Consider the following 26,562-nt stretch of genomic DNA (forward strand, 5'->3'; position numbering starts at 1 on the left):
AATATTACTAAATTATTACCTAAAACTTTATCTACCATTCTCACAAGAAAGGCGTATAAATTAACTGTTAATATTCAATGATGTCTTTATAATTTAGCCGTCAAATAATAAAAACCGAGCACTGTTAACTACTTTTGCTGTAGTTGTTAACCGATAAAGATAAATTAGTACCCAAAATGATATGTAAAGGTCTATTAAGCCTATGAGAACAACAATAAACGACGTGGCAAAAGATGCCGGGGTATCAATAAAAACGGTATCACGAGTAATAAATAACGAAACCTCGGTGCGTGACAACACCCGTGAGAAAGTCATGGCGTCGGTTAAAAAGTTGAACTTTCAGCCTAACCTTGCTGCAAGAAGTCTCGCAGGAACAAAAGCTTACAGCATTGCTTACATTTACGACAATCCAAATGCCTACTATATTATAGATATGCAAAACGGCATTTTAGATGCGTGTAAAAAGCAAGGGTTTGAACTACTTATCCACCCATGCGATGCCAAAGAAGCACATATTATTGACGAAATAACCAGCATGATAAAACGCACCCGAATTGCCGGTATTTTACTCACACCGCCATTTTCAGAGATGCCACATTTTGTTGAAAAGCTGACACAGCTTGACCTAAAAGTTGTGCGTATTTTATCGGGGCACGACGCCCCCGATACATTAACGCCCTGTATTATGATTGACGATAACCTCGCCTCTAAATCAATTACCGAACACCTTATAAATAATGGCCACACACGCATCGGCTTTTTAGCTGGGGGCAGCGAACATAACTCCACCAAAGAGCGCTTAGAGGGCTACAAAGCGGCTTTAAAACAATACGACATTACTATAGACCCTAGCTTAATTATTGATGGCGAATACTCATTTGAATCCGGGGTTGAGGGTGCTAAAACACTCATTAATCAACAAAACAGGCCAACCGCTATCGTCTCATGTAACGATGAAATAGCCGCCGGTGCGTTATTTGCAGCCAGATTAATGAACATTGATATACCCAGCGAACTTTCTATTACAGGGTTTGAGGATAGCCCATTCTCACGCCAAACATGGCCAAAGCTCACTACAGCGCGTCAGCCAAATAATAAAATTGCTGAAGATGCAGCCAGCTTACTGATAGCGCAAATTCGTAATGGCAATGACCGCGATATTATAAAACTATACACACCAGAACTGGTTGTCAGAGATTCAACAGCCCCTCCTATAGCTTTATAATAAATTAGCTGGCACGCGCTGCAAGTCCCCCTTCAGCGCTTAAAGCATTAAAAGCGGCCTGATTTTTGAACGTATAGCCTGTACCACTGAGTTTATTAACAATAAAACGGCACATGTTGTAAATTTTACACTTAGGGTCTGTTGATCTTTCAAGGCTATATAACTCAGTTAACCCCTCTAATACCAATTCGCTTAATTAACTGAGCTATTTTGAGGGAGGAAAATCGTGTCGATAGCAAGGCAAAAAAATTTCGTTATTGAGTTGTTCTAAATGAGAAATTTTTAACGCTGTGAGCGTCTGATTTGCCCCCTCAAAATGATTAAGTATTATTGCAAATTGGTATAAATATACAGGAGTAAAATATGGCCAAGTCAGCCCAATTATATAGAATGGCAACCGATGAACATATTTGCCCATTTGGTTTAAAATCTAAAGATTTACTTGAATGTCAAGGCTTTGAAGTAGACGATCATTTACTCACCTCAAGAGCCGATACCGATACCTTCAAACAAAAATACGATGTAAAAACAACACCACAAACATTTATAGATGATGAGCGTATCGGTGGTTATGATGAACTCAGAGAATACTTTAATAAATCCCCTGCAGGCCAACAAGGCACAACGTATACGCCGGTCATTACTATTTTCGCGGTTACCTTGTTGCTAAGTTTAGCCTTTTCGTTGAGCGGTGCAGGATTAAGCATGTATACGCTTGAGTTATTTGTTGCGTTAACCATGGCGGTACTGGCCATTCAAAAGCTGCAAGATTTAAACAGTTTTTCAAATTCCTTTATCACTTACGACTTACTTGCCATGAAAGTGATTCCTTACGCTTATGTATATCCATTTTTAGAAGCCCTTGTTGGCGTGGCCATGATTGCAGCACTTCCGGTTTACTTGGTTGCACCTATCTCTTTGTTTATTGGTAGTGTCGGCGCAATATCCGTGATTAAAGCCGTGTATATAGACAAACGCGAACTTAAATGTGCCTGTGTTGGCGGCGATAGCAATGTACCACTTGGCTTTATTTCACTAACCGAAAACCTATTTATGATAGCAGCCGGTATCTGGATGCTAGTTAAATAATAAAAAGGCGCGATAGGTTTAAAACCTACCGCGCCACTATTAAGTCTGTATTTATAAAGTAAAATTAACTCTCACTTATGGGGATATTTAAACCGGCCTCTGCATCGGCTAGCATAGCAAACTCTTCATCTGCACTTTTGGCCACTAAATGTTTAGAACTAAAGCCAAAGTAATACGCAGCTCCCACTATAAATAACACCATAGTGTATAAAAAAGCGCGGGGATCAAAAGCGTACACACCGGTCAGTGCAATCAACGATAAGCATAATGCAATACTTGAAGTCACAGTCCCGCCAGGCGTTTTATAAGGACGAGGTAAATCTGGCTGCTTATAGCGCAGTAAAATATGACTTAACGCCATTAACGCATACGATACGGTTGCACCAACCACCGCCATAGCTAACATTAAATCGCCCTCACCACTTAGTGAAGCTAAAAAACCAAATACAGCAGGTACAATAAGCGCTCGTGCGGGCACCTTACGCGCGGTAGTAATTGATAACGAACGGGGTAAATATCCCGCACGCGACAGCGCAAACACCAATCGACTATAACCATAAATAATAGAGAAAAATGAAGCCACCAGCCCTGCTAACCCTAATATATTAACCACGGTTGCTAAATCGTTATTGCCCGTCGCATTTAACGCATCCACCAGCGGAACTGCACTTGCGCCCATTGCTGTTGCACCTGCTGCCCCGGGTACTAACACAACCACTAATAACGCGGTAAACAATAAAAACACCATAGCGCCAATAATGCCTTTAGGCACATCTTTCGCCGGATCTTTTGCCTCTTCTGCCGCCAATGGCACCCCTTCAACCGCTAAAAATAACCACATAGCAAAAGGTAATGCTGCCCATACACCATACCAACCCAGAGGTAAAAATTCACTCGCGCCAGCAGCATCGGTTACGGCAACATCAAATAAATTTGTCGCATCAAAATTGGTGATTAGCACCACAGCGGTGGCAACAATGGCAAGTACCGCCAAACCGCTTATTACCATCATTACTTTTAGCGCTTCACCAACCCCAGCTAAATGAATACCCACAAACACCAAGTAAAAGAGCGCATAAACCCAAGGGCCATTAAACCCCGTTAACGCCTCCACCGCAGAGCCAATAAAAATAACAATAGCAGCCGGTGCTAACGCATATTCAATTAATACCGCAAGGCCGGTTAAATAACCCCCCGTTGGCCCCATTGCTTGGCGAGCAAAGCTATACCCTCCTCCCGCAGCGGGAATAGCAGCCGACATTTCAGCCAGCGATAACACTAAGGTGAGATACATAATAGCCATTAATACTGCCGCTATGGCAAAGCCGCCCCAGCCTGCTTCTGCAATACCAAAGTTCCACCCAGCAAAGTCTCCTGAAATCACATACGATACCCCTAACCCCGCCAGTAATAACCAACCCGCAGTGCCACTTTTAAGTTGCCTTTTTGCTAAGTACTCTGAATTATTAGTAGACATAACATCCTCTTTATCGATTTTTTATTTTTAGTTACCGTTATTCCGCATTTAAAAAATGACGGCTCGATTGTTGATGCTCAATCACATCATCCTGTGTACGATCTTTTAAGTTCACTCCTGTTAGTTTTAATTTTTTTGCCTCACGTAATAAATAAACTGCACGCCTTGCAGCCTCACAGTAAGGCAAGCCCGCAGGGCGAATATTTGAAATACAATTGCGACAGGCATCGTTAAGACCTGTTTTAGGTGCCCAAGTTAAATATAAACCAAGGCTATCGGGCGAGCTAAGCCCTGGTCGCTCACCAATTAACACCATGACTACTTGTGCATTTAAAAGCTCTCCAATGTCGTCACCAATCGCCACCCGACCTTGCTCAACCACACTAAAAGGCGCAATGTTTAACTCACTGTTATCACCTAGCTGCGCTAATAATTCATTAATAAAAGGATAAGCATTTTTTTGCACCGCTAGCGACGATAAGCCATCAACCACAACGATGGCTAAATCATATTTTGCAGCCGTGTTTTGCTGCCCAGCGGTGAAATTAAGTAGGGTTTGTCGGCCGTTTTCATCTAACCTGCGCCCTAAATCGGGGCGTTGTAAATACGTCATTCGGTCAACAGCCTGGCTATGTAAGCGCAAAGGAGCAGCCAGCTGTTTCTCAGCACTGAGTTTGCTAAGCTGTTCGATTATTGCATTAATATCGAGCGGAAAGTTCACCGCATCACGCGCTTGTGCATGGGATAATTGAAACGCCAGCATTTCACTGGTCGGTAAGCTTATTCCTGCGCGGCCAAGGCCAATCCGTGCATCAGTAAAACGGCGTAAATCGCGCCATGGGTTATGCACCACGTTGCCATTATTTTTATGTGTATTATCGCTGTTGTTTGTAACAGACGTTGCGTTAGAATTTGATTTCATACTCAGCCCCCTTTAATCGCATTCAGTGGTTTAGCAAAAGCGGCAGGTAACGTATCAGATAAAATAATATCGTGACTGTTGCGCATAATATTCATATCAGTAAGCCACTTTTCAAACTCTGGCGCGGGGCGCGCGCCCAGTACTCGGCGCACATATAATGCATCATGAAATGAGGTGGTTTGGTAATTAAGCATAATGTCATCAGAGCCCGGAATGCCCATCACAAACGAGCACCCTGCGACCCCAAGTAGCGTAAGTAAGTTATCCATATCGTTTTGGTCGGCCTCGGCATGATTGGTGTAACACACGTCGCAGCCCATCGGAATACCCAATAACTTGGCACAAAAATGATCTTCAAGCCCTGCGCGAGTAATTTCTTTACCATCAAACAAATATTCAGGACCAATAAAGCCCACCACGGTATTAACTAGTAGCGGATTAAATTTTCGTGCAACGGCATAAGCACGGGTTTCGCAGGTTTGTTGATCAAGCCCATGATGTGCGTTAGCCGAAAGCGAACTGCCCTGCCCCGTTTCAAAATACATCACATTATCGCCTACAGTTCCGCGCTTTAAACTCAGTGCGGCATCTTGTGCCTCAGCTAAGGTATTTAAATTAAAACCAAAGCTCGAGTTGGTTGCTTCTGTTCCACCAATAGACTGAAACACTAAATCAACCGGCGCTCCCGCTTCAATGCATTCAATCGTGTTAGTAACATGAGTAAGGACGCAGCTTTGGGTAGGAATTTCATATTTTTGAATCACCTCATCCATCAATGTCATCAACTTAATGGCCTGCGCTACGTTATCGGTTGCAGGGTTTATACCTATTACCGCATCACCATTACCGTACAAAAGCCCATCTAAAATACAGGCGGCAATACCGTTAATATCATCCGTAGGGTGGTTAGGTTGCAATCGCGTGGATAAGTGCCCTGGTAAGCCAATGGTATTTCTAAACGCACTGGTTACATGGCATTTTTTAGCAATTAAAATAAGATCCTGATTTCGCATTATTTTGCTTACAGCCGCAGCCATTTCAGGAGTGATCCCTTGCCTAACACTTGCCAACACAGCGGGAGTTGCAAAGTCACTTAATAACCAGTTACGAAAATCGCCTACGGTTAAATGAGCAATCGCCATAAATGCATTGGTGTCGTGATCGTCCATAATTAAGCGGGTTATCTCATCGTCTTCATAGGCAATCAGCGCCTCATTTAAAAACGTTTTAAGCGGAATATCTGCCAGTGTCATTTGCGCCACAGCTCGCTCTTGTGCTGAGCCTGCTATCACTCCTGCAAGACGATCGCCCGATCGCCCAGGGGTAGCCTTTGCCATTACTTCAGCCAAGTTTTTAAAATTGTACACCTGCGTGCCTAACGTATATCGGTACCTTTGCCCCATGATCTACTCCACATAACAACTAGTTCAAACCTTGGTACAGGTTTTGCTGACCTATAAGCTATAAATCAATTTTGTTTAGTTTCAAGAGAGCTTAATTCGTACCAAGACACTATCGAATTTTGGCAAATCATCATTTTTGGCTTTATTTCATATAGTTAACTATAGTTACTGGTGGTAACTTAATCTTAATAAAAATAAAAAAAGCAAAGAGTAACTCCATTATGACGCAGCAAGATTTAGCTAGCGCACCACAAAAGAGCATGGTGCATACCCAAGATATAGATGAGCAAGCGAATAACCTAACGCAGTGGCAGCAAAAATATGATCAGCTCAGTGAAGGGCGATTTTTTGGGCGTATAGAGAGCGTGGATTATTCTAATATTCATGCATTTGAAGAATACACAGAGCGTGCTCTTCACCAACAATGTGCAATAGCGCCGCAATCTATTTGGCTTGGGATCCCAAAGCAGTCTCAGCAGAGCAAAATTAATGGCTTAAATGTGGCAAGTAATCAATTTATGTGTCGAACCAGTGAGAGTAACTTTGAGCTTATTACACCTGAGCAGTTTAATATTTATGGTTTAGTAATAGACACGCAATCGTTAGAACATATGGCTCAGATACAAGGGATACACTTAAAAAATATAACCTCTTCAGGTACTGAGCGACATACAACAAGCAACGCCATGTTAAAAAGTGCCCGGGGTATAATAAACAGTATGGTTAGCAGTAACGCTTTTGGCCTAAATGCCGATTTACAGCAAGACATGCTTAATATGTTGGCATTACATTTACTAAACGAACAGACTCCGTGTCAACGTATCGCTCCCAGTTATAAACACCGAAAAGCGGTGGTTGATAAAGTTAAAGAGTATGTAAATGCAAACCCACAAAGTAGCGTGACCATTACTCAGCTATGTGAGCTCACTTTTGTTAGCAGGCGCACGCTACAATACAGTTTTGAAAGTATTTTAGGGATTAATCCGCTGCGATTTTTACGTTTAACCCGATTAAATAACATCAGAAGAGAACTAAAATTAGCAAAACAAGATAAGCCAATTTCTGTCATCGCAGCCAATTGGGGATTTTGGCATGCAGGGCAATTTACTAAAGATTACACCCAATTATTTGGTGAAAACCCTTCGCAAACACTAAGCAACCATGCTTCTTATTTGGCAAATTCTAAATCGATAATACACGGGTAAATAAGAGATGGGTGTCGGGCTAAGAGCTACGGGAAGAGCATTCCTGTTTTTATATTTTCTCATTAACCCTCACTCACTTCTCATTGTGCAAACATGTTTTAAGTGATTTATTCACAAAGAGGTTATGAGACGCTGCGCTGAAAGAGTAGGTTAAAGGCGCTAGGTTCTAGGGAAGTAACTTGGCGCTAGGTTGTGTTCGCTGCTCGTGACTCGTAGCCCGAAGCCCGAAGCCCGCCTTATTTCAGCAAACACTTAGCCAACTCGCAACAAAAGCCCTATTTGATCGGTGCTATTTAAGCCGCGATTAAATAGGACTCTTGTCCTGCGTGTTTGTTGCTGCGTTTAAACGAGCCTTTGCCTTTTTTGGCTTTAACCACTTGCGGTTTAAATACTTTAGAAGTCACCAGTGCTGCCAATGCGTTGTGTTTTATCACGCCGCGCCCAGTGTCTACTGCGGATTTGTTACCCGCTTTTGTTTTGCTTTTTTTCGCCATTTATTTTTTCCTATTAATAAAATGAGTATAACGAGGGATACATACCCCACAGTGTTATTGATGGCGATTGTATGCTTAATTTTCAAGCATGCAAACATTTTTAATGCTGTTTTAAATATATATTTTAGCCATAAAAAAGCGCCGTTATAAACGGCGCCTTTGCTGGTTTAACTTAACCTAAAAATTAAAAACTAAAGCTTACTTTTGCGTAGTAAGTGCGACCATCAAAGCCATAGGGTACGGCTCGTAACGGATATTTAAATGCCCCATTTGAAATAGCGTTTAATACTTCATCATCGCCTAATTCATCCGGTGTTTCATCAAATACATTGTCTGCACCTACCGATAGAGCAAACATATCGTTAATTTGATAACTTACATTTAAATCCACTAATACGGCTGATTCTACCGTACTGGTTGCTTTAAATGAGCCATCTGTTGCAAGTTCAATATGGTCATTACCAAAGTACTTCACATCGGTTTCGCCAAAGTAATTAAAGCGGATCATTGAGCTATACGCGTCACGCTCATAATCAAACGTTAGCGTTGCACGTTCGCCCGGCTGCCCATCAGTTAAAAAGCTACTTTGAATATCATCAAGTGCTACATTTTCAGGAATACCCGGTGCTGCATTAACACTGTCAATTTTAGTTTCGTTTAAATTACCGGCAAACGTAGCAGAGAAATTACCGTCATATAAATCGGTACGATACGACGCGATAATATCAACACCCTGCGTTGTCGAATTCACAGAGTTTGAAAAGTAGTTAGCTTGTACTGCACCCGTTGCCTGTAGCGCGGCAACTGCATCAGGACTAAATGCCACATCATCAGCCGATAACAAGCTGCCCAGTGTAATACGGTCTTCAATTTCTACACGGTAAAAATCCACCGTTAACGATAAATCACTCGTCACATCATAAACAAAGCCCGCACTGTAGTTCGTTGATGTTTCAAGCTTTAAGTTATCAACGCCTAAAGCAGCTGGAAATGCAGAGCCCGTTGTTGCTGTAAACGACTGGCTTAACGTGCCGTCAGAACCTAAGTTAGTGGTAAACGCAGTGTAACCGCTTTGCTGTAATGATGGCGCTCTAAAACCTGTTGATAACGCACCACGTACCGCAAAGTCATCGTTAAATTCATAACGCGTGGCTACTTTACCAATTATGTCGTCACCCGCATTAGAGAAATCTTCGTAACGAAGTGCACCGCTAACATTCCACGCATCGGTAACCATGGTTTCTGCGTCAATATAAACGGCGTAGCTATCGCGATCACTTTTATTTGATGCTTCAGGGCGAAGGCCGTTGTAGGCTTGAAAACCACATTGTGCAAATTGATTCGGATCGTTCACTGATGGGTATGAAGTATCTGTGTTAGCAGTGCCACACGCGTATGAGGCTTCTTCACCGGGTACAATTTCATAGTTTTCTTTACGGTATTCAGCACCAATTGACACGTACACAGGCTCACTGCGGCCAATATCAACAATCCCGTTCACATCCGCGTTGAATGTTGTTTGGTCAAACCTAAAGCCACCCGAATACCCCTCAGTTGGTCCTGCATTTGCAGCAATATCGGCATCACTTGCACCTGGGTTATTAAATAAATACTCAGCAGCATAAGAGGCATTTAATGTATTGCGTGAGGTAAAGTCGTATTGGTTTTCACCATATACCGCCGATACATCGTAATTCCAATCAGGGTTAATATCACCTCTAAAACCGATTGAAACAGAGATATCCTGTGCTTCATTGTCTATTTGCGGTAAAAATCCATCACTATATACTTGAATCACGTTTTTAGATGCTTCGTTAAAGTTACGATAAAAGCCGTTACCTAGTGCAGTACGCTCAGAATAACCACCAAATGAGTAAAGCTCGCCCTCACTCATTGGCAATGCCATATTGTAAAATACCGAAGTAAATTCACTCTCTGCATTACCTTGTCCCCAACGAACTTCGTCCGATAAGGTGCCAGGTGCGACATTAAGTGAACCACCGGTATCTCGCTCGGCACGATTGGTTTTATCTGCATCGCGATACTCAAGCGATAAATTAATAAAACCACCTTCGTTGCCTAGTTCAAAACCACGATTTAAACCTGCAGAAATTGTTTCCCCATCGCCTTCTGCCGTTTCACCGTATTGCACATAACCTGTGGTTAAATCTGTTGAGTTATTAAGTGATAAATTGATAACCCCCGCAATCGCATCTGAGCCGTACTGCGCCGCCGCACCATCACGTAAAACCTCAACCCCTTTTAAGGCAATAAGCGGGATCGCGTTCATATCAGTCCCCGCAGAGCCACCGCCCACGGTACTAGTTAAACCAAAAATAGATTGATTATGGCGACGCTTACCGTTGACTAAAACCAGCGTTTGATCTGGCTGTAAACCGCGTAATGTTGCTGGGCGAAATAAATCTGAACCGTCAGAAACTTGTGTACGAGAAAAGTTAAACGATGGCGCTGTCGCTTGTAAGCTTTGCCCAAGCTCGGTAAAGCCGCCTTTGTTTAAATCATCCGCGTCAATTAAATCAATAGGTGATGACGACTCTGTTGCTGTTCGGTTAGAAACTCGCGACCCTAACACAGATATTTGTTCGATATTTTTTTCAGCTTTAGCAGGCGCTTCTTGTGCATTAACCATACTTGGCGCACTGAAAGCAAAAGCAACCGCTACAGCCAAGGTGTTTAAACGATATGTTGACATAATGATGACCCTGTTTTGTGTATTCTTATAATGTGTGTGGGGTATATTCCTGTATCCCATTGCCAACATCCTAGCAACATACACAAACAAAAAGAAACAAAAAATTTGATAAAATTAGCATAAGAATGCAAATAACTTTAAAAACAGGAAAATAACACCTATAAAAGCTCAAAATACAACCAAAGTAGCAATTTAATATCACACCGCCCAAAGTTAATGCAATGTTAATATTGAGGTTTTATTCATAATTAGTGAAAACAACGGTTTTGTATATTTTTTACTCTGAAATGAGCAAAAAACACACTCCAAATGAGGTTTTATGCGGTTTTTATAAGACTAAAGTAGATACTAAAGGTAAGAAAGGGGACTCAGCAGAAACTATACATAGGTCGCTATGTAGTATTGTCCGTTTTTAAACAATATTTTATACAGGCCTATTTAAGAGGTATAACTATGCCAATCAAATTCACTAATTAGATGGCAAAGTATAGGGTCTACACCTTTTGAGTCACAGTATGCGCGTAACTGCATGGGGGAGTGTTTATCAAAAAGAATTTGCCTAACAATAAATAACGTATGATTAAGCGGAATTAACTCATTATCATCAGTGGCGGCTAAATCATGGCAACTTATTAATAAGCTACACATTTTCGTGTCGTATCCCCATAACTTTAAAACATAGGCCGAAATAAAGTTAGAACTAGCATATTCTTCACTCACGGCTTTTTCATGCTCAAAAGACGCTTCACTTTCCCCTTGAGACAGCAAAATAATTTTGCCAACAAAACTCAATAATGCCACTGAAAATAATAGTTCTTGATCATGTAAGTTAAAACCTGCCTGCTTAGCAAAACGCTTAACACAACTAGCGTAATTCGCCGCTATATCCAATTGTTTCTCATGGATAGCCGAAGGAATAGATGATTCAAAATTTTTGGCAACTAATAAAGACGTCGTAATTGCCATTAATATGGTAATTCCAAGCCTCGATACAGCTTCATCTATTGACGATGTAGGCCTAACAAAACCAAGATAAGCGGAGTTTGCAAGTTGCAACAATTTAGCAGTTATTATTGGCTCTTGAGAAACAACATGGGCAATGTCGTGTAAATCAAATTCATCGCTTTGTACTAACTCCCTGAGTTCTTTCAAAATAAGAGGATAAACAGGAAAGCTGATCATAGCCCCTAACTGCCTGCGCACATTAAAAGCAAAGGGTAACGACTTTAGCGCCGCCACATTGTTAAAAAGTGCGGTTATGTCTGCCTCATTAAACGGTTTAGCAAGATAAGCATGCACAACATTAGGCTGTCGCATCATGGTACTCAGTGTCATATCGCCAGTAAGTAATGCCCTCACTGGGTAAGGGTTTTGCGACGAGCATTGCTCTAAAACATCCAAACCATTGATTTGCGGCATTAAATAATCACTTAATACTAAATCTAGGTCTTGCTTAGTGTTTAGTAGTTGCCAAAATTCATCAATATCAGAGGTTGTCATTATATCAACCTCTGGAAAGGCTCGATGAATAGTTCTTTGTAATACTTTTAATAAAAAAGCATCGTCATCTAGTATGACTACCGCTATTGAACTCATTGCGCACCTTGATAATTGAAATGGCTTAAATAATTACAAAAGTCATCCTGCTCTAAAGGCTCACTATAGTAATAGCCTTGTATGTAGTCACACCCTAACTTTTTAATTAATTCACATTGATAGGCTGTTTCTACCCCCTCAGCAACAACTTTAAGATTTAGATCATGTGACATACGCGTAATATTACGAATCATACTTTGCATCGCTAAAGACGATTCAATATCAGCAATAAGGGCTCTATCTAGTTTAACACCATCTACTGGCAGCTTCGAAAGATAGCCAAGTGATGAGTAACCTACACCAAAGTCATCAATCAATAACTTAAACCCCAACGTTCTTAACCTTACTAACTGTTGTTCGCAAATAGCAAAATCTTCTATTAAATAGGTTTCTGTTAGCTCAAAAACCAACTGTGATGACTCTAAATTATTGCGACTTAAACACTCGAGCATAAAGTCAATCCAATCGGGATCATCTTTTAATTGTCTAGCAGATAAGTTAATTGCCAATACACGCACGCCTGTATTGTTCTCTGCCCAATATTTTAGCGTTTTACAACTTTGAGAAATAACCCAGCGTCCTATTGATATAATTTGGCCATCACATTCAGCAATCGGAATAAAATGAGCTTGCGGTACCCAGCCATGTTTACTCGGCTCATACCAGCGAATAAGCGTCTCAGCAATCAATATTTGCCCTGTTTTAGTGTCAACTTTTGGCTGAAAACGCAACGATAGTTCATCATTACTTACCGCTGTTAATAATAAACGGCTTAACTCAAAGTTCTTTTTATAATCGGCTACCAGCTGAGGATCAAACCGAGAAAAAATGCGCTGTTGTTCACTTACTTGGTAATTCATCGTCAACTGCATTTGATTAACGAGTTCTTTTCCTTCCAAACTATCCTCAGGAAACAACCCATACACGCCATAAAGCTGCACATGGGCATCGTTATATTTACTAGGGAGTAGTTTTTTCAGATCATTCATCGCCTTATTTAAATCGGTTAAAATTTCACTATCAGATTTAATTTCAGGAACAAATAATACAAACCGATCGGCGCTCTTATGAAGAACTTTCACCGGTTGCTTTGATACGCCTTTTAGCACCTCCAAAACCAATTTTACAAGGTGGCTGCCATCTTCTGCGCCTAACAGATCATTGATTAATTGAAACTGCGCAATACCTATATAAACGAGGGCATAACATTCTTTATTCGCTTCACACAGGGCTAAATGATGATAAAAATCAGACTCATTAGTCACCACTGATGGTGTTCTGGTAAGTTGAAAAATATTACTCATACTATTTGAGTTAATTGATAACTTTAAAAGCTGGCAAAAACCGTCATGTAAACAACGCTCAATCATAACTTCTTCGCTTTTAGCTAGATCAGAAGTGCAAGCATAATTAATAAAAAGTGTACTGCTTTGCTTATCAACAAACGACTGACTTACCGCTTTGTTTTGAGCTGTATCTAAATTGGCGAGGTGTTTGTTTTCGTATAAATGAATATCTGAAATGATTTCAGCAGCCGGTGCATTAAAACGATTAATAATGCCGTTATTGTCTATTTCTATTAATGCCGACATACTGCCCATTAATAACTGATCTCTTACTCTTTTAGCTCGGCGCTGTTCATATTTTACTTTCGCCTCGCTAATGTTTTCAAGTAGCTCACTATCAACCCATGGCTTTTCTAAAAAACGAAATACTAAGCCCTGATTTAATAACTCAACCACAGACTTAAAATCAGCATACCCGCTGAGCACTAAATTTACGCAATCGGGCCAATTAATTTTAACTTGGCGTAATAAATCAGCGCCGTTCATTTCTGGCATTCTAAAGTCAGTAATGATTATCTCAATTTGATTAGCCGCTAATATTTCAAGTGCCTCAAAACCAGTGGATGCCGTCATTACATCATAACCAGAACGAACAAGTACTCGCTTTAAAGACTTCAATACATTGAGTTCATCGTTTACCAATAAAATTCGCAAAGCCACTATTTACACCCCAAGAAGAATTCTATTTTCACCAAATAAAATATTTACACAGTTTATCAATGTATCGTTACTAAATGGCTTACAAATATACCCATCAGCACCGACATTAACTGCATCGATTAGTTGAGTTTCAGGCATCCCTGAAATCACTAATACCTTAATATCTTTAAACTCTTCGCAAGAGCGGATAAAACGAATGACCTCAATACCGCTTAGTCCAGGCATAGATAAGTCAACGGTAATCAATTCTGGTTTTCGCTGGTACATTAACGTACCAGCCTCAAACCCACCTGCGGCTTCTACAACGTCAAAACCGCTTCGTTTTAAAACACGCCTAATTGCAGAGCGAACATTTGCCTCATCATCAATAATTAAGACTTGCGGCTTATGCGACAAACTTTGTGGAACGGGCATTTTATGTCTTACTAAAAAGTCAATAAAGTCAATCACCTGCACCCTGTAATTACCTCGACCAGTCAGCTTATGCCCTTTTAGATCACCGGCATTAATCCAACGGCTTACCGTACGTTGGTGAACATCGCAATAACTAGCAATCTCACTTGGCTTTAATGTTTTTAGCATACTAATAAAATTCAACTTGATTTTAAAATCACATTAACATAAATTTAATAACAAGACGACAAATAAGACATTCAAGACACTTAAGACATAAGCGACATTTATTAACAGCTAACTCAATAACACCCCCTATTCAAGAATAGTCTAGAATAAATCCTAAGCTATTATTAATAGTTAAAAACACCCACAATTGTGGCTATCTTTATTACCAAGGGGCATCTATGTTCGCCATTGATACTTTTCACACTCACGGCAGAAATATAGACGAATTTATTCAACCTATAAGCCAATTTGTGGACAATGCCCCAGACTTGCTGCTTGGGTTTGCAACAACCGATACCATTAAATACCTTTATAATAACCAGCCAGGCTTTTTAAAAAACACTCAAAATTGTTTAATCATCTCTTCGTGCCTTGGCTCAGCAACCGAACAAAACCTATCACTAAATGAGCAAAGTATTAGTTTATTCTCGATTAAAGACTCAAGGGGTCATTATGGGATTGCCAGTTGCAATACAACCAATAATCTAAGAGAAAAAGCCCATCAAACCGTACTTAAAGCCATTGCTAATGCAGGCCAAACTGGACTCGCCCCAAAAATGGTCTGGTGCTTTCAAGTTCCAGGTAATGAGGAGTTGGTATTACAAGGAATTCAAGATGCTATCGGGCAGCGTATACCTGTTTTTGGAGGAAGTTGCGCCGACAACGATATTTCAGCAAAATGGTGTTTTAGCGATACTGAAAATGTATACCAACAAGGCTTTATTATTGCGGTGTTATACCCCTGTGTAGAAACATTCGGCTTTTATAGTTCAGGCTACGATAAAACCGACCAGCAGGGTACCGTTACAGACGTTGATGGTCGTTTATTAAAAACAATTGATAACTTGCCCGCCTTTGATGTTTATAATCAATGGCGTCAAAACTTAGGATTAGAGCAGTTAACAGCAGGAAATATACTTGCTCAATCAACAATGACCCCATTGGCAAGAGCCCTTTCTTTAAATGATGAAATCCCTCGATTACTGTTAAGTCATCCAGCTGTAGCAAAAAATGGCACGCTAGAATTATTTTCAAATTTAAGCGTTGGCGATACTATTTATCTAGCTTCGGGAAGTCCTGAACAATTAATTAAACGAGGCGATATGGTTGTTACCTCATTAACTAAATTGGCAGAACTCCATGCCATAAAAAATATTACCGGCGCCATTATCATTTTTTGCGGAGGCTGTATGCTGTCAATTAAAGACGCCATGCAAGAAGTAAAAGAGTCTATTGAAACACAACTACCCAACACCCCATTTATTATGGGCTTTACTTTTGGGGAGCTCGGCACATTCAGCGATTCAACCAGTAAACATGGTAATTTAATGATTTCATGCGAAATCTTTGGTGGCCCTGAATGAGCAGCAATGAAATACTGTTAGAAAAGCTACACTTATTACAAGTTCATAATTTAGCACTTGAAGAAAACCGTGCCTTTAATAGCCTGATCTTAAATGGCTTAGATGCCATTTTAAAGAACGACAGAACTGAAACCTTACTCACTGAGTTTTTTGATATTTTGCAGCAGGCGATTGCTTTTTCTGCGGCTATTTTAATTAAAATAAACCCCAGCAATGAAACCACGACGTTAATTACAGCATCGCACCCACAAAGTGATGAAATAATTACCCAACTCAAAGCACTAAATGAACCCAATAGAGACATTAAAAATGTATTTAACTTACACCAACTTCCTGATTGGCAAATAACTGATCCTTTTTGGCATTCGCAGCATGCAATGCTCACCACTCCAGTAAGTACCAGTACAGAAAGCTACCAGCTCTATATTTTTTCAGAAACAATTGGCGCATTTAATCAGCACGATATTACTTTAATGCAACGCTTTGTCAGCTTTGCAGGGAATACAATTTCACAATTTGAAAAACGAAATTTACTTGTTAAACAAAAAGAAATGGAAGAAAAGCAAAGTAACATTGAACAAGTGTTAATCAACTCTGAAAAAATGGCTTCGTTAGGGCAAATGGCGGCAGGCGTTGCACACGAAATAAACAACCCTTTAAGCTACATTGTCAGTAATATCCAAAATTTGGCTTACAACCTTGAGCAATTTAGTCATTTAATTAACACACTCAAAGCTGAAAAAGCCATAGCGCAGCAACCATTAGCAGATACGCTGCAACATTATCAATTTGATGAATTACAAACAGACTCAAGCGATATCATTGCTGAAATGACTGAAGGGGCTGATCGTGTTAAGGAGATTGTTCAAGGATTAAGGCAATTTGCTCATCCGGATCAAACCCAAATTGGCGATATTGATATAACCGAGCTCATTGATAATACATTACGTGTTGCTTGGAATGAAATTAAATACAACGCCAACGTTGAAAAACACTACGACACAGAACCCGTTATCATCACAGGACGTTCGACCCAGCTCTCTCAGGTATTTTTAAATTTATTTTTTAACGCCGCTCAAGCCATTTGCGACAAAGTCGGTGTCATCAGTATTACCACTAAAGCCGATAAAAAAAATGCCTATATAACTATTGCCGATAATGGCAGTGGAATTGATGAGGACAAATTAAATAAAATTTTTGACCCTTTTTATACTACAAAACCAATAGGCCAAGGCACAGGGTTAGGGCTAGCTATAAGTAAAGCAATTATAGAGCAACATAGTGGCCAAATTCGAGTTGAAAGCCAGTTAAACCAAGGCACTGCTTTTTATATTACGTTACCTAAAAAGCCCACATTAACTGACGACGTACTGACCATATTACATGCCAACAAACAAATTGAGTAAGCTATGTCACACTCTCGATTTTGCTTAGATTCGATTTTATTTAAATAAGTACTCATCTAAATTACAGAGAATTACAGTAAAAATAGATACAAACTACAACACAGCATTACCTTATTTAATCCTAACAACAATGATTTGCGTATTGTTCAAATAGTATACTTGGAAACGGCTTAAATAAATCAGTTGTTTACAACCAAAGCTTAGACTAAATTTAGCTATAAAACTCACTATCTTATTGGTAAAAAAATGACGGACATTGATGTATTAGAGCAATTAAATGAACAGCCGCCGAGCATTTTATGCCTGGATGATGAGGCCAATGTACTCAAATCTTTAGTACGACTTTTACGCCAGTATAAATTTGATGTGAGTGTTTCAACCAGTGGCCATGATGCACTTGAAAAAATGCAAAAAAAACAGTTTGATGTCGTCATCAGTGACATGCGTATGCCACTAATGAGTGGGGCTGAATTTTTAGCTAAAGCAAGAAAAGTTGCCCCCGATAGCCAGCGTATTTTGTTGACTGGTTTTTCTGATTTAGAGTCAACAATTAGTGCTGTTAATGAAGGAGGCATTCACGCCTACGTGCAAAAGCCTTGGCAAAACGATCACTTAATTAGCGTTATCCAATCAGGCGTCGAAAAGTTTAGACTCAAAAAGCAAAATGAGATTTTACAGCGCCATGTAAATCAGCAAAATGAACAATTAAAAGAGCTGAATACTAACCTAGAGCAACTCGTCGAAAAGCGGACAAAACAAATAAGAAGCGTATTAAAAAAACTTGAAGTCGCTAATGAAAGTGAAAAACGAGAGCACCAATCTACTGTTGAACTGCTTTATAATTTTATCAATGCGAATCCTTATCTCGATGGTAAAAGAGCAGAAAATATAGCCGGTACATGTACTCAAATAGCGCGTTACCTTAACGTATCGCAAAAAAGCATTGAACTTGCGCCTATTGCGGGGTATTTGGCTCAAATTGGTTTACTTGCTATGGATCCTGAGCTTTACAACAAACCCATTAACGAGCTTAATGAAGTTCAAAGAAAAACGTTTTACACTCACCCAAGTATTTCACAATTAATGCTCATGCCTGCGACTCATTTAAGCGATGTTTCTGATGCAATTTATCATCAATTCGAACGCTACAACGGCCAAGGAATACCCAAAGGACTTGCTAAAAACGATATCCCCATTGGGGCTATGGTGCTCAGCGTTGCTCGTGACTATTGGGAGGGTTACGAGCAAAGTGAGCCGCTACTGACAACAAAACAACGCCATCAATTTGCGCTCAATAGTATTAAATCAAACAGTGGCAGCTTATACCACCCGCGTATTGTCGATGCACTTGAAGCCAGCCACGCTAAACTCATTGCCTCTGACAGCTCTATTGGTTCAATAAAGGTGATGAGCGCACAAGAACTCGAAGAAAATATGACATTGGCAAACTCACTGCACAGCCATACAGGTATTATGCTTTTGCCTAAAGGACATATTTTCAATACGAAATCGATTGTTAAGCTACAACAACTCGAAGCCAAAAAGCCGACCCCATTTAGAATTATGGTTAAAATGGCTAAATGATTGATCTAAAATACTCTTTTATTCGTTATACTAAGCCTAAATAGATACCTCTAAATCCATTGCTTGAAGGAGCACAACGTGTCGCGATTTTCTGCCGTTACCGACAATCCCCACGACGGGCGTTTTAACCAAAAAACGGGAATACTTCTGACCAACTTAGGTAGCCCCGATGCCCCAACAGCAAGTGCATTGCGTATTTACTTACGTGAGTTTTTGTCAGACCCTCGTATCGTAGAAATACCGCGTATTGTGTGGATGCTTATTCTGCATGGCATCATTTTGCGTATTCGCCCAAAACGCTCAGCTAAATTGTATAAAAGCATATGGACTGAAAATGGCTCGCCACTGACCCACATTACACGCCAACAAAGCATTAAATTAAATGCCTTATTAAAACAGCACGGCTATACCAACACCGAAGTGGTTATGGCGATGCGCTATGGTAATCCATCAATCGAAGCGGGCCTTGAAGAGCTCAGAGATAAAGGTTTAACCCGCATTATTGTGTTACCACTTTACCCACAATATTCAAGTCCAACCACAGGCTCAACATTTGATGCCGTGGCAAATGTATTAAAAAAATGGCGCTGGGTGCCAGAGCTACACTTTGTAAATGGGTATCACAAAAACCCAACCTACCTAGAGTCGCTTGCTAACAGCATTAGCGAAGATTTAGAAAAACACGGCATGCCACAAAAAATGGTGTTTTCGTATCACGGCATGCCTAAACAGTTTTTAGATAATGGCGACCCCTATCACTGCTTATGCCAACAAACCACCCGTTTAGTGGTAGAAAAGCTAGGCCTAGATAAAGACAAAGTGATCACCACTTTCCAAAGCCGTTTTGGTAAAGCTGAATGGTTAAAACCTTACACAGATGCAACTCTTGAGAGCTTACCTGGCGAAGGAATTAAAGATGTGGCTATTATCAGCCCTGCCTTTAGCGCCGACTGCCTAGAAACACTTGAAGAATTAGAAGGTGAAAACCGAGAGATTTTTGAAGAAGCCGGCGGCGAAAAATACCGTTATATAGCAGCGCTTAACGACCGTGACGATCACATAGACGCCATGTTTGATGTGTTAAAACCAATGCTATAAAAACGGGAAGAGCAGCGGTTAGGTTTTAGCTGTCAGCGATCAGCAAGAGATCAGCTAAGTGCGGTGATCTACTATAGGTGTGAGTTTACCTCGCGCGCACAGTACCAAACCCGTTGCTCGACACCCGCTCCCGCACCTAACACCTAAAATCTGCTCTTAGCTCTTACGTGTCACCATTAACGTGAGTGCCCCTGCTATTATCCCCCAGCACGCAGAGCCGACTGACCATAACGTTAAATCAGAAGCCGTAACTAAAAAGGTAATAATGGCCGCCTCTGTATATTCGGGGCTATGCAAAGACTGCTGCAAACTATTAGCGATGGTGCCAAACAAAGCAATACCCGCTAACGCCAATACCAGTGCTTGCGGCAGGCTTGCTACAATCGCCACTAGCATTGCAGCACACAGCGCCATAATAATGTAAAACACCCCACCAGCAATGCTCGCCCAATAGCGCTTATCAGGGTTTTTATCGGCCTCTTCGCTCATACAAATAGCAGCCGTAATGGCCGCTAAATTAATTGAATAAGTGCCAAATGGCGCGGTTACTAAATTTATTAACCCGGTCACAGTTAATGACGATGATATTGGCGCTTTATAGTTATGCGCTTTTAAAATAGCGAAACCGGGTAAGTTTTGTGAAGTCATAGTGACTATATACAAAGGAATACTAATACTTATAAATGCCTGCAAACTAAAGCTTGGTGCAATATAAGCAAAGCTGCTTGCCTGCCAATGCACGGTGCTAGTATCTATATTTCCCATATACCAGGCTAAAAATATACCCGCTAACAATACACTTAGCATTGCAAAACGAGCAAAAAAGCGCTTGCCAATAAAGTACATCACCACCATTAAACCAATCACTAATGGCAAGTCGTTCATAAAGTTAAACACATCAATGCCAAATGTCACTAATACCCCCGCTAACATAGCACAGGCCAGTTCACTGGGAATACGGTTCATGATTTTTTCAAACCAACCAGTAATGCCAGACACCAGCACCAATAAGGCTGATAGCATAAATGCGCCTATCGCTTCATGTAAGCTGTAGCCCTGGGCACTTGAGATCAGTAATGCTGCACCGGTGGTCGACCATGCAATTAAAATGGGCACCTTATAATAAAACGACAACATAATAGACGTACCGCCCATTACTAGCCCCAGCATTAATATCCAGCTTGCCACAAGTTCAGGTGTACCACCTAAGGTGATCACCACTTGATAAATCAATGCAATAGAACTTGAAAAACCAATAATGACCGCAACAAGTCCTGCCATAATTCGACTAAGTAACTGATCAGTCCCTGCCATAATTCCCTCTTTTAATAGGTGTTTAACGATACAACATACTTTGCCTATTTATACTTTGCAATTAGCCCTTTGAATAATAAAAAATGATCACGTTACTAAAAAATTTTATTGGTCAGTATTACTTGTTAAAATCGGTGTGATTTAAAAAACACACATGTACCCAAAAATATGCCACAGGGTGCGCCATTACTACAAAAAAGCCATCCTATTAAACCAAAAAAGTATACCTAAAAAAGGTAAAGCAAATACTTACAATAAGTTATAAAAAAAGCAACTACCACTTTATGATTACAATTTAAATTTGATCTAATTCTTTTTTTAAGATAAAACTTAACAATTAATTCACCAATTACCCTATAAGAGAAACAGATGAAACGTTACATTGTTTTAATTATCGCTATTCCTTTATCTGTATTTGCCATATATACGCTGCTTAATAATCAGAAAAAACCCGATGAGGTAGAAGCGCCCATTGCTATTGATATCGTCCCTGTTGATTCTGAGTTTGTAAAAAAAACACGTAACCCATCGCCCATTGATATGAGTAAAGACCCTATTGCAGCAAAGCCCGCTAACATTGAATCAACGGTACCTTCAAACTCATTTGACGCAATTAATAAACCTTCAACAAAGGCCAAAGAAATACTTAAAGCGGCAAAAGTACTGCCAACCGATTTACAAAATGAAGCCTACATAGAATTTGATCTAGCGGCGCTAAAAACTCTAAAAACAGGTGATAACTTTGATCTTGCAATACCGCAAACCGCAGAAACCTACAGCGCTGAAATAACCAATGTTACCCATGCCAGTAACGGCGATAAAAGCATTATTGGTCAGGTTATTGGGGCCAATGGCGCAATGCACACTACCATATTAACCGTTGGCAATGATGCGGTTTACGGTCAATTTACAGCCCCAAGTGGTAATTATGTTTTTGAAAGTAAAGGTCAATATGGCTGGATTGCAGCTAAGCGTGACCTATATAAAACACATATAGAGCATCAGGTTGGTGAACCTGCACCAAAAAATGCGGATGACATAGACCCATTTGCACCCCGTACTGAAAACACGCCCTCTTTTTAAACAAACCTGTCAACGCAGGCAACAAGACCTAGCAGTAAACACTGCAATCGTAAAAAGTAAGGAAATACAAAAATGAAAAAAGTAATTTCAACAGCCGCTATTGCAACAGCGCTATGTGCGGCCAGCACATTGTCAGCAGAAACCATTGATATCGGTATTTTATATACCGATCAATCTGCAGCAGCTACCAGTAATATCAATACCAAAATTAATCAGCTTATTGCTTTTAGTAACCAGGTATACAGCCAAAATGGCGTTGACATTACGCTACGTTTAGTTGGGACTCAAAATTTAGGTGACTATGCAGTAACCCCTTCTGAAGATTGGTTAAATGCAGTCACAAATAGTAGTTACGTAGATGGTTTACGCAATGATTGGAAAGCCGACATGGTTGCCGTACTCGGTACAGGCCAAAGTGCAGGTAACGGTTTAATTTCATGTGGCTTAGCATGGGTTGGCCAAGGCACAAATGGTAATTTATACAGCTCAATGAGCAGCCGCATGTACTCAATCACCGCAATCGATTGTGGAGCCACAACCTTTGTTCATGAGCTTGGTCATAACCAAGGTTTAGCGCATTCACGTAAGCAAGGCGATACAGCCGGTGGTGTATACGTTGATGGTATGGGGCACGGTGTACAAAATGAATTTGCCAGTATTATGGCCTACCCATTTGTATTTGGCAGTGCAACGCAGTACGACTATTTCTCAAACCCTAACTGGAGCGTAAACGGTATCCCATTTGGGGTGACCAATCAATCGTACGCCATTCGTACCGTTACCGACACAAAAACCAGTATCGCTAACTTTAAATAGGCTCAATGCTGAATAATAAATGTATTCTCAAAATTCAGCTTAAATAACAATATCAGCATGGGTAAATTACCCATGCTAACCAATTAAGTTTCCCTTGCGGAGCGCCTCGGCGCTCTTTTTTAATGATTAATCATTTTCTGTTGTATGGCAGGGAGTAAGGTTTTACCATCGCTATCCACTTTACTCATTAGCTTTAAACCCATCACCTTAGCAAGCACAGGGTAAATATCTAAATTATTCACTCGCTCAATGCTCACCCCTTTTTTAAACGCCGGCCCGGTAGCAATAAATGTCGCTGCCATATCATCGGTATAGGCATAGCCATGCGTTCCTAAGTAAGGCACTTTCGCACTACTGCTAAATACCGCAGGCGCTGTCGTTTGTACCACAATATCGCCCACACGAGTGCCTTTATTATAGTGATATCCTGCAAGTTGCTCCTCTGTTAGTACCGTGTAGCGTCCTTTTGCTGCATGTTGTAAACGGGCTTTATAAGCCTCAACATCTGCATTTTTAGCATCGCTTTTAGTATAAATAAGTAATCGAGGACCGGTATTAACAACCATAAAGTTATCATCTTTAGGTAAGCTGCTCACAACAATGCTCTGCTCAGGCTCAACTTGTGCCATACCATGATCAGACACAATCACCAGATTTACCTCTTGCTCTAACTTTCTCAAGCGGGTTTTTAATTGCCCCATCAGCGCATCTAGCTGTTTAACGGCATCACGCGTTTGCACCGCATCAGGGCCATATTCATGCCCCATGCTATCCACTAACGAAAAATAACTTGCCACAAAACGCGGGCGCTGTGCTTTAGGCAAACTTAACCATTGAATGATTTGATCAATTCGGTCTTGGTAGTCACCTTGTTTAGAGTAGTGAAAATAATAGTCAGGCGTCATACCATTAAAGCGCGCATCCGACTCAGGCCAAAAGTATACCGCCGATTTAAGCCCATGCATTTTAACTAAATTCCACAGTGGTGTGCCGCGTACCCAGGTACTGTCTTTTTGTCCTTTCCCCATGCTGTAGCATTCATTATTGCGCGCTTTGTCACAAAACTTATTATCTACAATGCCATGGTTAACTGGCAGTAAACCGGTGATCACCGAAATATGATTTGGAAACGTTTTAGTAGGATAAACAGGCTGCATTTTTTGCGCTCTTACGCCTTGCTCACCCATTGCTTTTAAATTAGGCGCACCGTGCTTTTCAATGTAATCCCAACGCAAGCCATCAATTGAGATCATAACAACCGTTTGCTCTTTAGCGGCAAACGCACTATTCACACCCAATAAAAGGCAAAAACACATTACCTTAGTGATCCACAACTTCATTTTAAATACCTAGATGTATGTTAATTTTATAAAAAATAATACTAAAGCAAGTTGTTACTTTATGATACATGCTGATAAATTAAAGCAAACTATTAAAAATAAATAATCGTGCGTTTAATAAGTGCTTAATTCACATAAAAAGGATTACCATGATCAACTTCAGTAGCAAAGTAACCCCTGCACGTATGCAGCGCACCACTGCCAATTTACAAATGGCGCTTGAGAGCGATCGTGGCCGAATTATTAATAGTGCAGCCATTCGTCGGCTGCAACAAAAAACCCAAGAATTTCCGCTGGAGCGCAACGCGGCAGTGCGTTCGCGCCTAACTCACTCATTAGAAGTTCAGCAAGTTGGCCGCTTTATTGTGCAGCGCATTTTTGCCAATTTAAATTACCAGCAACAAAAAGAATATGGTTTGTCGGGTTTAGAGCGCCCACTAGAAACCCTAGTAGAAATGGCCTGCCTGATGCACGACATTGGTAACCCACCATTTGGTCACTTTGGCGAAGCGGCTATTAATAATTGGTTTAATGCTAATTTAGCCAGCATTACGCCTGAGCGTTGCCAAACAACAAACAGCAGCATTGGCGTTATTTTTAAACATTTAGCCCAAGATATTTGCAGCTTTGAAGGCAACGCCCAAGGAATACGTATTATTCACTCTTTGCTGAGCCTAAATTTAACCTATAGCCAAACTGCCGCTATTTTAAAGTACACCCGCCCTGCAAGTTTAGCGAAGCAAGATATCCCTCAAAATAAAAACTACATTATGAAAAAAGTGGGGTATTACTACAGTGAAAAAAGCTTTGTAGAGGCACTGCAAACTGAGCTGAAAATGGAGCCCTATTGCCGTCACCCTGCCAGTTATATTATGGAAGCCGCTGACGATATTTCTTATTGCCTTGCCGACATAGAAGACGCCGTAGAAAAAGACATTATCACCACACAGTTATTATGCGAGCAACTAAAAAAGCAGTATCAAAAAGCGCTAATTAACTTAGCCCTTAACGACACCCAACACCAAAGCTTTGTGGACGACGCCATAAACTACGCCATAGAACGGGCACAAGCACAGCCCTTTAATTTTAATAGTGAGTTTTTTATTTATTTACGCGTGTCATTACTGCACCCGCTAGTAAACCATGCCGCAAAACGCTTTATTGAAAACATAGAGCCAATTTATCATGGCGACTTTAACCATGCATTATTAGAAGATCGCAGCTACCTGCATGCAGCAACCCAAGCGCTCAAACAAGTCGCGCTTGAGCATGTATTTTCGCACAAAGAAGTCGAAAAGCTCGAACTGCAAGGCTACCGTATTATTAATGGCCTACTCGATTGTTATAAACCTTTGCTGCTTTTGAGTAGCGATGACTTTAAACGTGCATTGCATGGCGACAACCGCTTATTAATAGAATCGAGACTCGTTAAAAAGCTCTCTAAAAAGCATTTAAGTAGCTATCAGCATGCCATAAATGCGATGCAAGAAGAGCCCGATCATTTTGCAGCCTATGAATTTTATTATCGCTGTCGGTTAATTCAAGACTACATTAGCGGTATGACCGATCAATTTGCTTACGACGAGTACCGAAGCTTAATGGTAATTGACTAGGGTCTGTTGACCTTTCAAGGTTAAATTTGCAGCAGTCTGTTTGGTATTTAGGCAAGGCAGAGCCTATGTGGTGTGGTTGTTCCCCATAAATAGGCGATAACGCAGCATCAATGCCAAACAGGCGCTGCCCTTCGGGTTCTGCCTAGGAGCGATTTACTCTTTGTTGCTCGGTTTTTACTTAGTCCACTAGGTT

The 26,562-nt window shown here is 40.6% G+C and carries 20 protein-coding genes; 10 read left to right on the forward strand and 10 right to left on the reverse strand.

From position 1 onward, the window contains the following. Positions 1-202: 202 nt before the first annotated feature. Both A9479_RS13155 and A9479_RS13165 read left to right on the forward strand, forming a co-directional pair. Positions 203-1,225 (forward strand): LacI family DNA-binding transcriptional regulator, encoded by a 1,023-nt coding sequence (locus tag A9479_RS13155; protein ID WP_064663620.1) that lies wholly within the window; start codon positions 203-205, stop codon positions 1,223-1,225. Positions 1,226-1,588: 363 nt separating this feature from the next. Next, positions 1,589-2,314, forward strand: a complete 726-nt coding sequence (locus A9479_RS13165) for a MauE/DoxX family redox-associated membrane protein (protein ID WP_064663622.1) — start codon at positions 1,589-1,591, stop codon at positions 2,312-2,314. Positions 2,315-2,378: 64 nt separating this feature from the next. On the opposite strand, the gene eat is transcribed toward A9479_RS13165, so the two are convergent. Genes eat through A9479_RS13180 form a run of 3 tightly spaced genes read right to left on the reverse strand, consistent with a single transcriptional unit; the run spans position 2,379 to position 6,116 of the window. Continuing rightward, positions 2,379-3,791 carry an ethanolamine permease gene (gene eat / locus A9479_RS13170; protein ID WP_016899115.1) on the reverse strand — a complete coding sequence of 471 codons (1,413 nt, stop codon included), beginning with the start codon at positions 3,789-3,791 and terminating at the stop codon, positions 2,379-2,381. Positions 3,792-3,828: 37 nt separating this feature from the next. Continuing rightward, positions 3,829-4,713 (reverse strand): ethanolamine ammonia-lyase subunit EutC, encoded by an 885-nt coding sequence (gene eutC / locus A9479_RS13175; protein ID WP_064663623.1) that lies wholly within the window; start codon positions 4,711-4,713, stop codon positions 3,829-3,831. A 2-nt stretch (positions 4,714-4,715) separates the two neighbouring features. Then, the gene (locus tag A9479_RS13180) at positions 4,716-6,116 is read right to left on the reverse strand and encodes an ethanolamine ammonia-lyase subunit EutB (RefSeq protein ID WP_028834301.1); all 1,401 of its coding nucleotides are present in this window, start codon (positions 6,114-6,116) and stop codon (positions 4,716-4,718) included. 221 nt (positions 6,117-6,337) lie between these two features. On the opposite strand from A9479_RS13180, the gene A9479_RS13185 reads away from it, so the two are divergent. Next, positions 6,338-7,321 carry a helix-turn-helix domain-containing protein gene (locus A9479_RS13185; RefSeq protein WP_064663624.1) on the forward strand — a complete coding sequence of 328 codons (984 nt, stop codon included), beginning with the start codon at positions 6,338-6,340 and terminating at the stop codon, positions 7,319-7,321. A gap of 293 nt (positions 7,322-7,614) precedes the next feature. Here A9479_RS13185 and arfA read toward each other — a convergent pair whose 3' ends face one another. From arfA to A9479_RS13210, 5 genes are all read right to left on the reverse strand, one after another. After that, the gene (gene arfA / locus A9479_RS13190) at positions 7,615-7,815 is read right to left on the reverse strand and encodes an alternative ribosome rescue factor ArfA (RefSeq protein ID WP_016899107.1); all 201 of its coding nucleotides are present in this window, start codon (positions 7,813-7,815) and stop codon (positions 7,615-7,617) included. A gap of 184 nt (positions 7,816-7,999) precedes the next feature. Beyond that, positions 8,000-10,528, reverse strand: a complete 2,529-nt coding sequence (locus A9479_RS13195) for a TonB-dependent siderophore receptor (RefSeq protein WP_016899106.1) — start codon at positions 10,526-10,528, stop codon at positions 8,000-8,002. Between the two features lie 438 nt (positions 10,529-10,966). Then, the gene (locus A9479_RS13200) at positions 10,967-12,124 is read right to left on the reverse strand and encodes an HDOD domain-containing protein (protein ID WP_064663625.1); all 1,158 of its coding nucleotides are present in this window, start codon (positions 12,122-12,124) and stop codon (positions 10,967-10,969) included. Continuing rightward, complete coding sequence (locus A9479_RS13205) at positions 12,121-14,130, reverse strand: EAL domain-containing protein (protein ID WP_064663626.1); 2,010 nt, start codon at positions 14,128-14,130, stop codon at positions 12,121-12,123. Before A9479_RS13205 ends, A9479_RS13200 begins: the two co-directional genes overlap by 4 nt. Positions 14,131-14,133: 3 nt before the next feature. Then, positions 14,134-14,712, reverse strand: a complete 579-nt coding sequence (locus A9479_RS13210; protein WP_064663627.1) for a response regulator — start codon at positions 14,710-14,712, stop codon at positions 14,134-14,136. 218 nt (positions 14,713-14,930) lie between these two features. On the opposite strand from A9479_RS13210, the gene A9479_RS13215 reads away from it, so the two are divergent. From A9479_RS13215 to hemH, 4 genes are all read left to right on the forward strand, one after another. Next, a complete protein-coding gene (locus A9479_RS13215) occupies positions 14,931-16,115 on the forward strand; it encodes an FIST signal transduction protein (RefSeq protein ID WP_064663628.1) in 1,185 nt (394 codons plus the stop codon). Then, complete coding sequence (locus A9479_RS13220; RefSeq protein WP_064663629.1) at positions 16,112-17,521, forward strand: sensor histidine kinase; 1,410 nt, start codon at positions 16,112-16,114, stop codon at positions 17,519-17,521. The genes A9479_RS13215 and A9479_RS13220 overlap by 4 nt, the downstream gene beginning before the upstream one ends. Before the next feature lie 246 nt (positions 17,522-17,767). After that, positions 17,768-19,105, forward strand: a complete 1,338-nt coding sequence (locus A9479_RS13225) for an HD domain-containing phosphohydrolase (protein WP_028834307.1) — start codon at positions 17,768-17,770, stop codon at positions 19,103-19,105. Between the two features lie 78 nt (positions 19,106-19,183). Then, positions 19,184-20,203: a ferrochelatase gene (hemH, locus tag A9479_RS13230; protein ID WP_064663630.1), complete on the forward strand. Its 1,020-nt coding sequence runs from the start codon at positions 19,184-19,186 to the stop codon at positions 20,201-20,203. A gap of 156 nt (positions 20,204-20,359) precedes the next feature. Here the strand turns inward: hemH and A9479_RS13235 are convergent, their stop codons facing one another. Continuing rightward, positions 20,360-21,517, reverse strand: coding sequence for a benzoate/H(+) symporter BenE family transporter (locus tag A9479_RS13235; RefSeq protein WP_064663631.1), 1,158 nt, complete (start codon positions 21,515-21,517; stop codon positions 20,360-20,362). A 369-nt stretch (positions 21,518-21,886) separates the two neighbouring features. On the opposite strand from A9479_RS13235, the gene A9479_RS13240 reads away from it, so the two are divergent. Continuing rightward, a complete protein-coding gene (locus A9479_RS13240; protein ID WP_064663632.1) occupies positions 21,887-22,600 on the forward strand; it encodes a hypothetical protein in 714 nt (237 codons plus the stop codon). A 72-nt stretch (positions 22,601-22,672) separates the two neighbouring features. Beyond that, positions 22,673-23,416 carry a zinc-dependent metalloprotease family protein gene (locus A9479_RS13245; RefSeq protein ID WP_064663633.1) on the forward strand — a complete coding sequence of 248 codons (744 nt, stop codon included), beginning with the start codon at positions 22,673-22,675 and terminating at the stop codon, positions 23,414-23,416. A gap of 119 nt (positions 23,417-23,535) precedes the next feature. On the opposite strand, the gene A9479_RS13250 is transcribed toward A9479_RS13245, so the two are convergent. Beyond that, on the reverse strand, positions 23,536-24,756 hold the full coding sequence (locus tag A9479_RS13250) for an alkaline phosphatase family protein (protein ID WP_064663634.1): 1,221 nt from the start codon (positions 24,754-24,756) through the stop codon (positions 23,536-23,538). A 149-nt stretch (positions 24,757-24,905) separates the two neighbouring features. Between A9479_RS13250 and dgt the strand changes: the two genes are divergently transcribed. Next, positions 24,906-26,369 carry a dGTPase gene (gene dgt / locus A9479_RS13255; RefSeq protein ID WP_064663635.1) on the forward strand — a complete coding sequence of 488 codons (1,464 nt, stop codon included), beginning with the start codon at positions 24,906-24,908 and terminating at the stop codon, positions 26,367-26,369. The last annotated feature ends 193 nt before the right edge of the window (positions 26,370-26,562 follow it).

It is taken from the genome of Pseudoalteromonas sp. MQS005 (assembly GCF_001661605.1).
Lineage (GTDB): Bacteria > Pseudomonadota > Gammaproteobacteria > Enterobacterales > Alteromonadaceae > Pseudoalteromonas > Pseudoalteromonas tetraodonis.

Bases quoted from the DNA above. Each gene is read 5' to 3' on its own strand.
- A9479_RS13155 (WP_064663620.1), top strand. From the start codon at position 203: ATGAGAACAACAATAAACGACGTGGCAAAAGATGCCGGGGTATCAATA.
- A9479_RS13165 (WP_064663622.1), top strand. From the start codon at position 1,589: ATGGCCAAGTCAGCCCAATTATATAGAATGGCAACCGATGAACATATT.
- eat (WP_016899115.1), bottom strand. From the start codon at position 3,791: ATGTCTACTAATAATTCAGAGTACTTAGCAAAAAGGCAACTTAAAAGT.
- eutC (WP_064663623.1), bottom strand. From the start codon at position 4,713: ATGAAATCAAATTCTAACGCAACGTCTGTTACAAACAACAGCGATAAT.
- A9479_RS13180 (WP_028834301.1), bottom strand. From the start codon at position 6,116: ATGGGGCAAAGGTACCGATATACGTTAGGCACGCAGGTGTACAATTTT.
- A9479_RS13185 (WP_064663624.1), top strand. From the start codon at position 6,338: ATGACGCAGCAAGATTTAGCTAGCGCACCACAAAAGAGCATGGTGCAT.
- arfA (WP_016899107.1), bottom strand. From the start codon at position 7,815: ATGGCGAAAAAAAGCAAAACAAAAGCGGGTAACAAATCCGCAGTAGAC.
- A9479_RS13195 (WP_016899106.1), bottom strand. From the start codon at position 10,528: ATGTCAACATATCGTTTAAACACCTTGGCTGTAGCGGTTGCTTTTGCT.
- A9479_RS13200 (WP_064663625.1), bottom strand. From the start codon at position 12,124: ATGAGTTCAATAGCGGTAGTCATACTAGATGACGATGCTTTTTTATTA.
- A9479_RS13210 (WP_064663627.1), bottom strand. From the start codon at position 14,712: ATGCTAAAAACATTAAAGCCAAGTGAGATTGCTAGTTATTGCGATGTT.
- A9479_RS13215 (WP_064663628.1), top strand. From the start codon at position 14,931: ATGTTCGCCATTGATACTTTTCACACTCACGGCAGAAATATAGACGAA.
- A9479_RS13220 (WP_064663629.1), top strand. From the start codon at position 16,112: ATGAGCAGCAATGAAATACTGTTAGAAAAGCTACACTTATTACAAGTT.
- A9479_RS13225 (WP_028834307.1), top strand. From the start codon at position 17,768: ATGACGGACATTGATGTATTAGAGCAATTAAATGAACAGCCGCCGAGC.
- A9479_RS13235 (WP_064663631.1), bottom strand. From the start codon at position 21,517: ATGGCAGGGACTGATCAGTTACTTAGTCGAATTATGGCAGGACTTGTT.
- A9479_RS13240 (WP_064663632.1), top strand. From the start codon at position 21,887: ATGAAACGTTACATTGTTTTAATTATCGCTATTCCTTTATCTGTATTT.
- A9479_RS13245 (WP_064663633.1), top strand. From the start codon at position 22,673: ATGAAAAAAGTAATTTCAACAGCCGCTATTGCAACAGCGCTATGTGCG.
- A9479_RS13250 (WP_064663634.1), bottom strand. From the start codon at position 24,756: ATGAAGTTGTGGATCACTAAGGTAATGTGTTTTTGCCTTTTATTGGGT.
- dgt (WP_064663635.1), top strand. From the start codon at position 24,906: ATGATCAACTTCAGTAGCAAAGTAACCCCTGCACGTATGCAGCGCACC.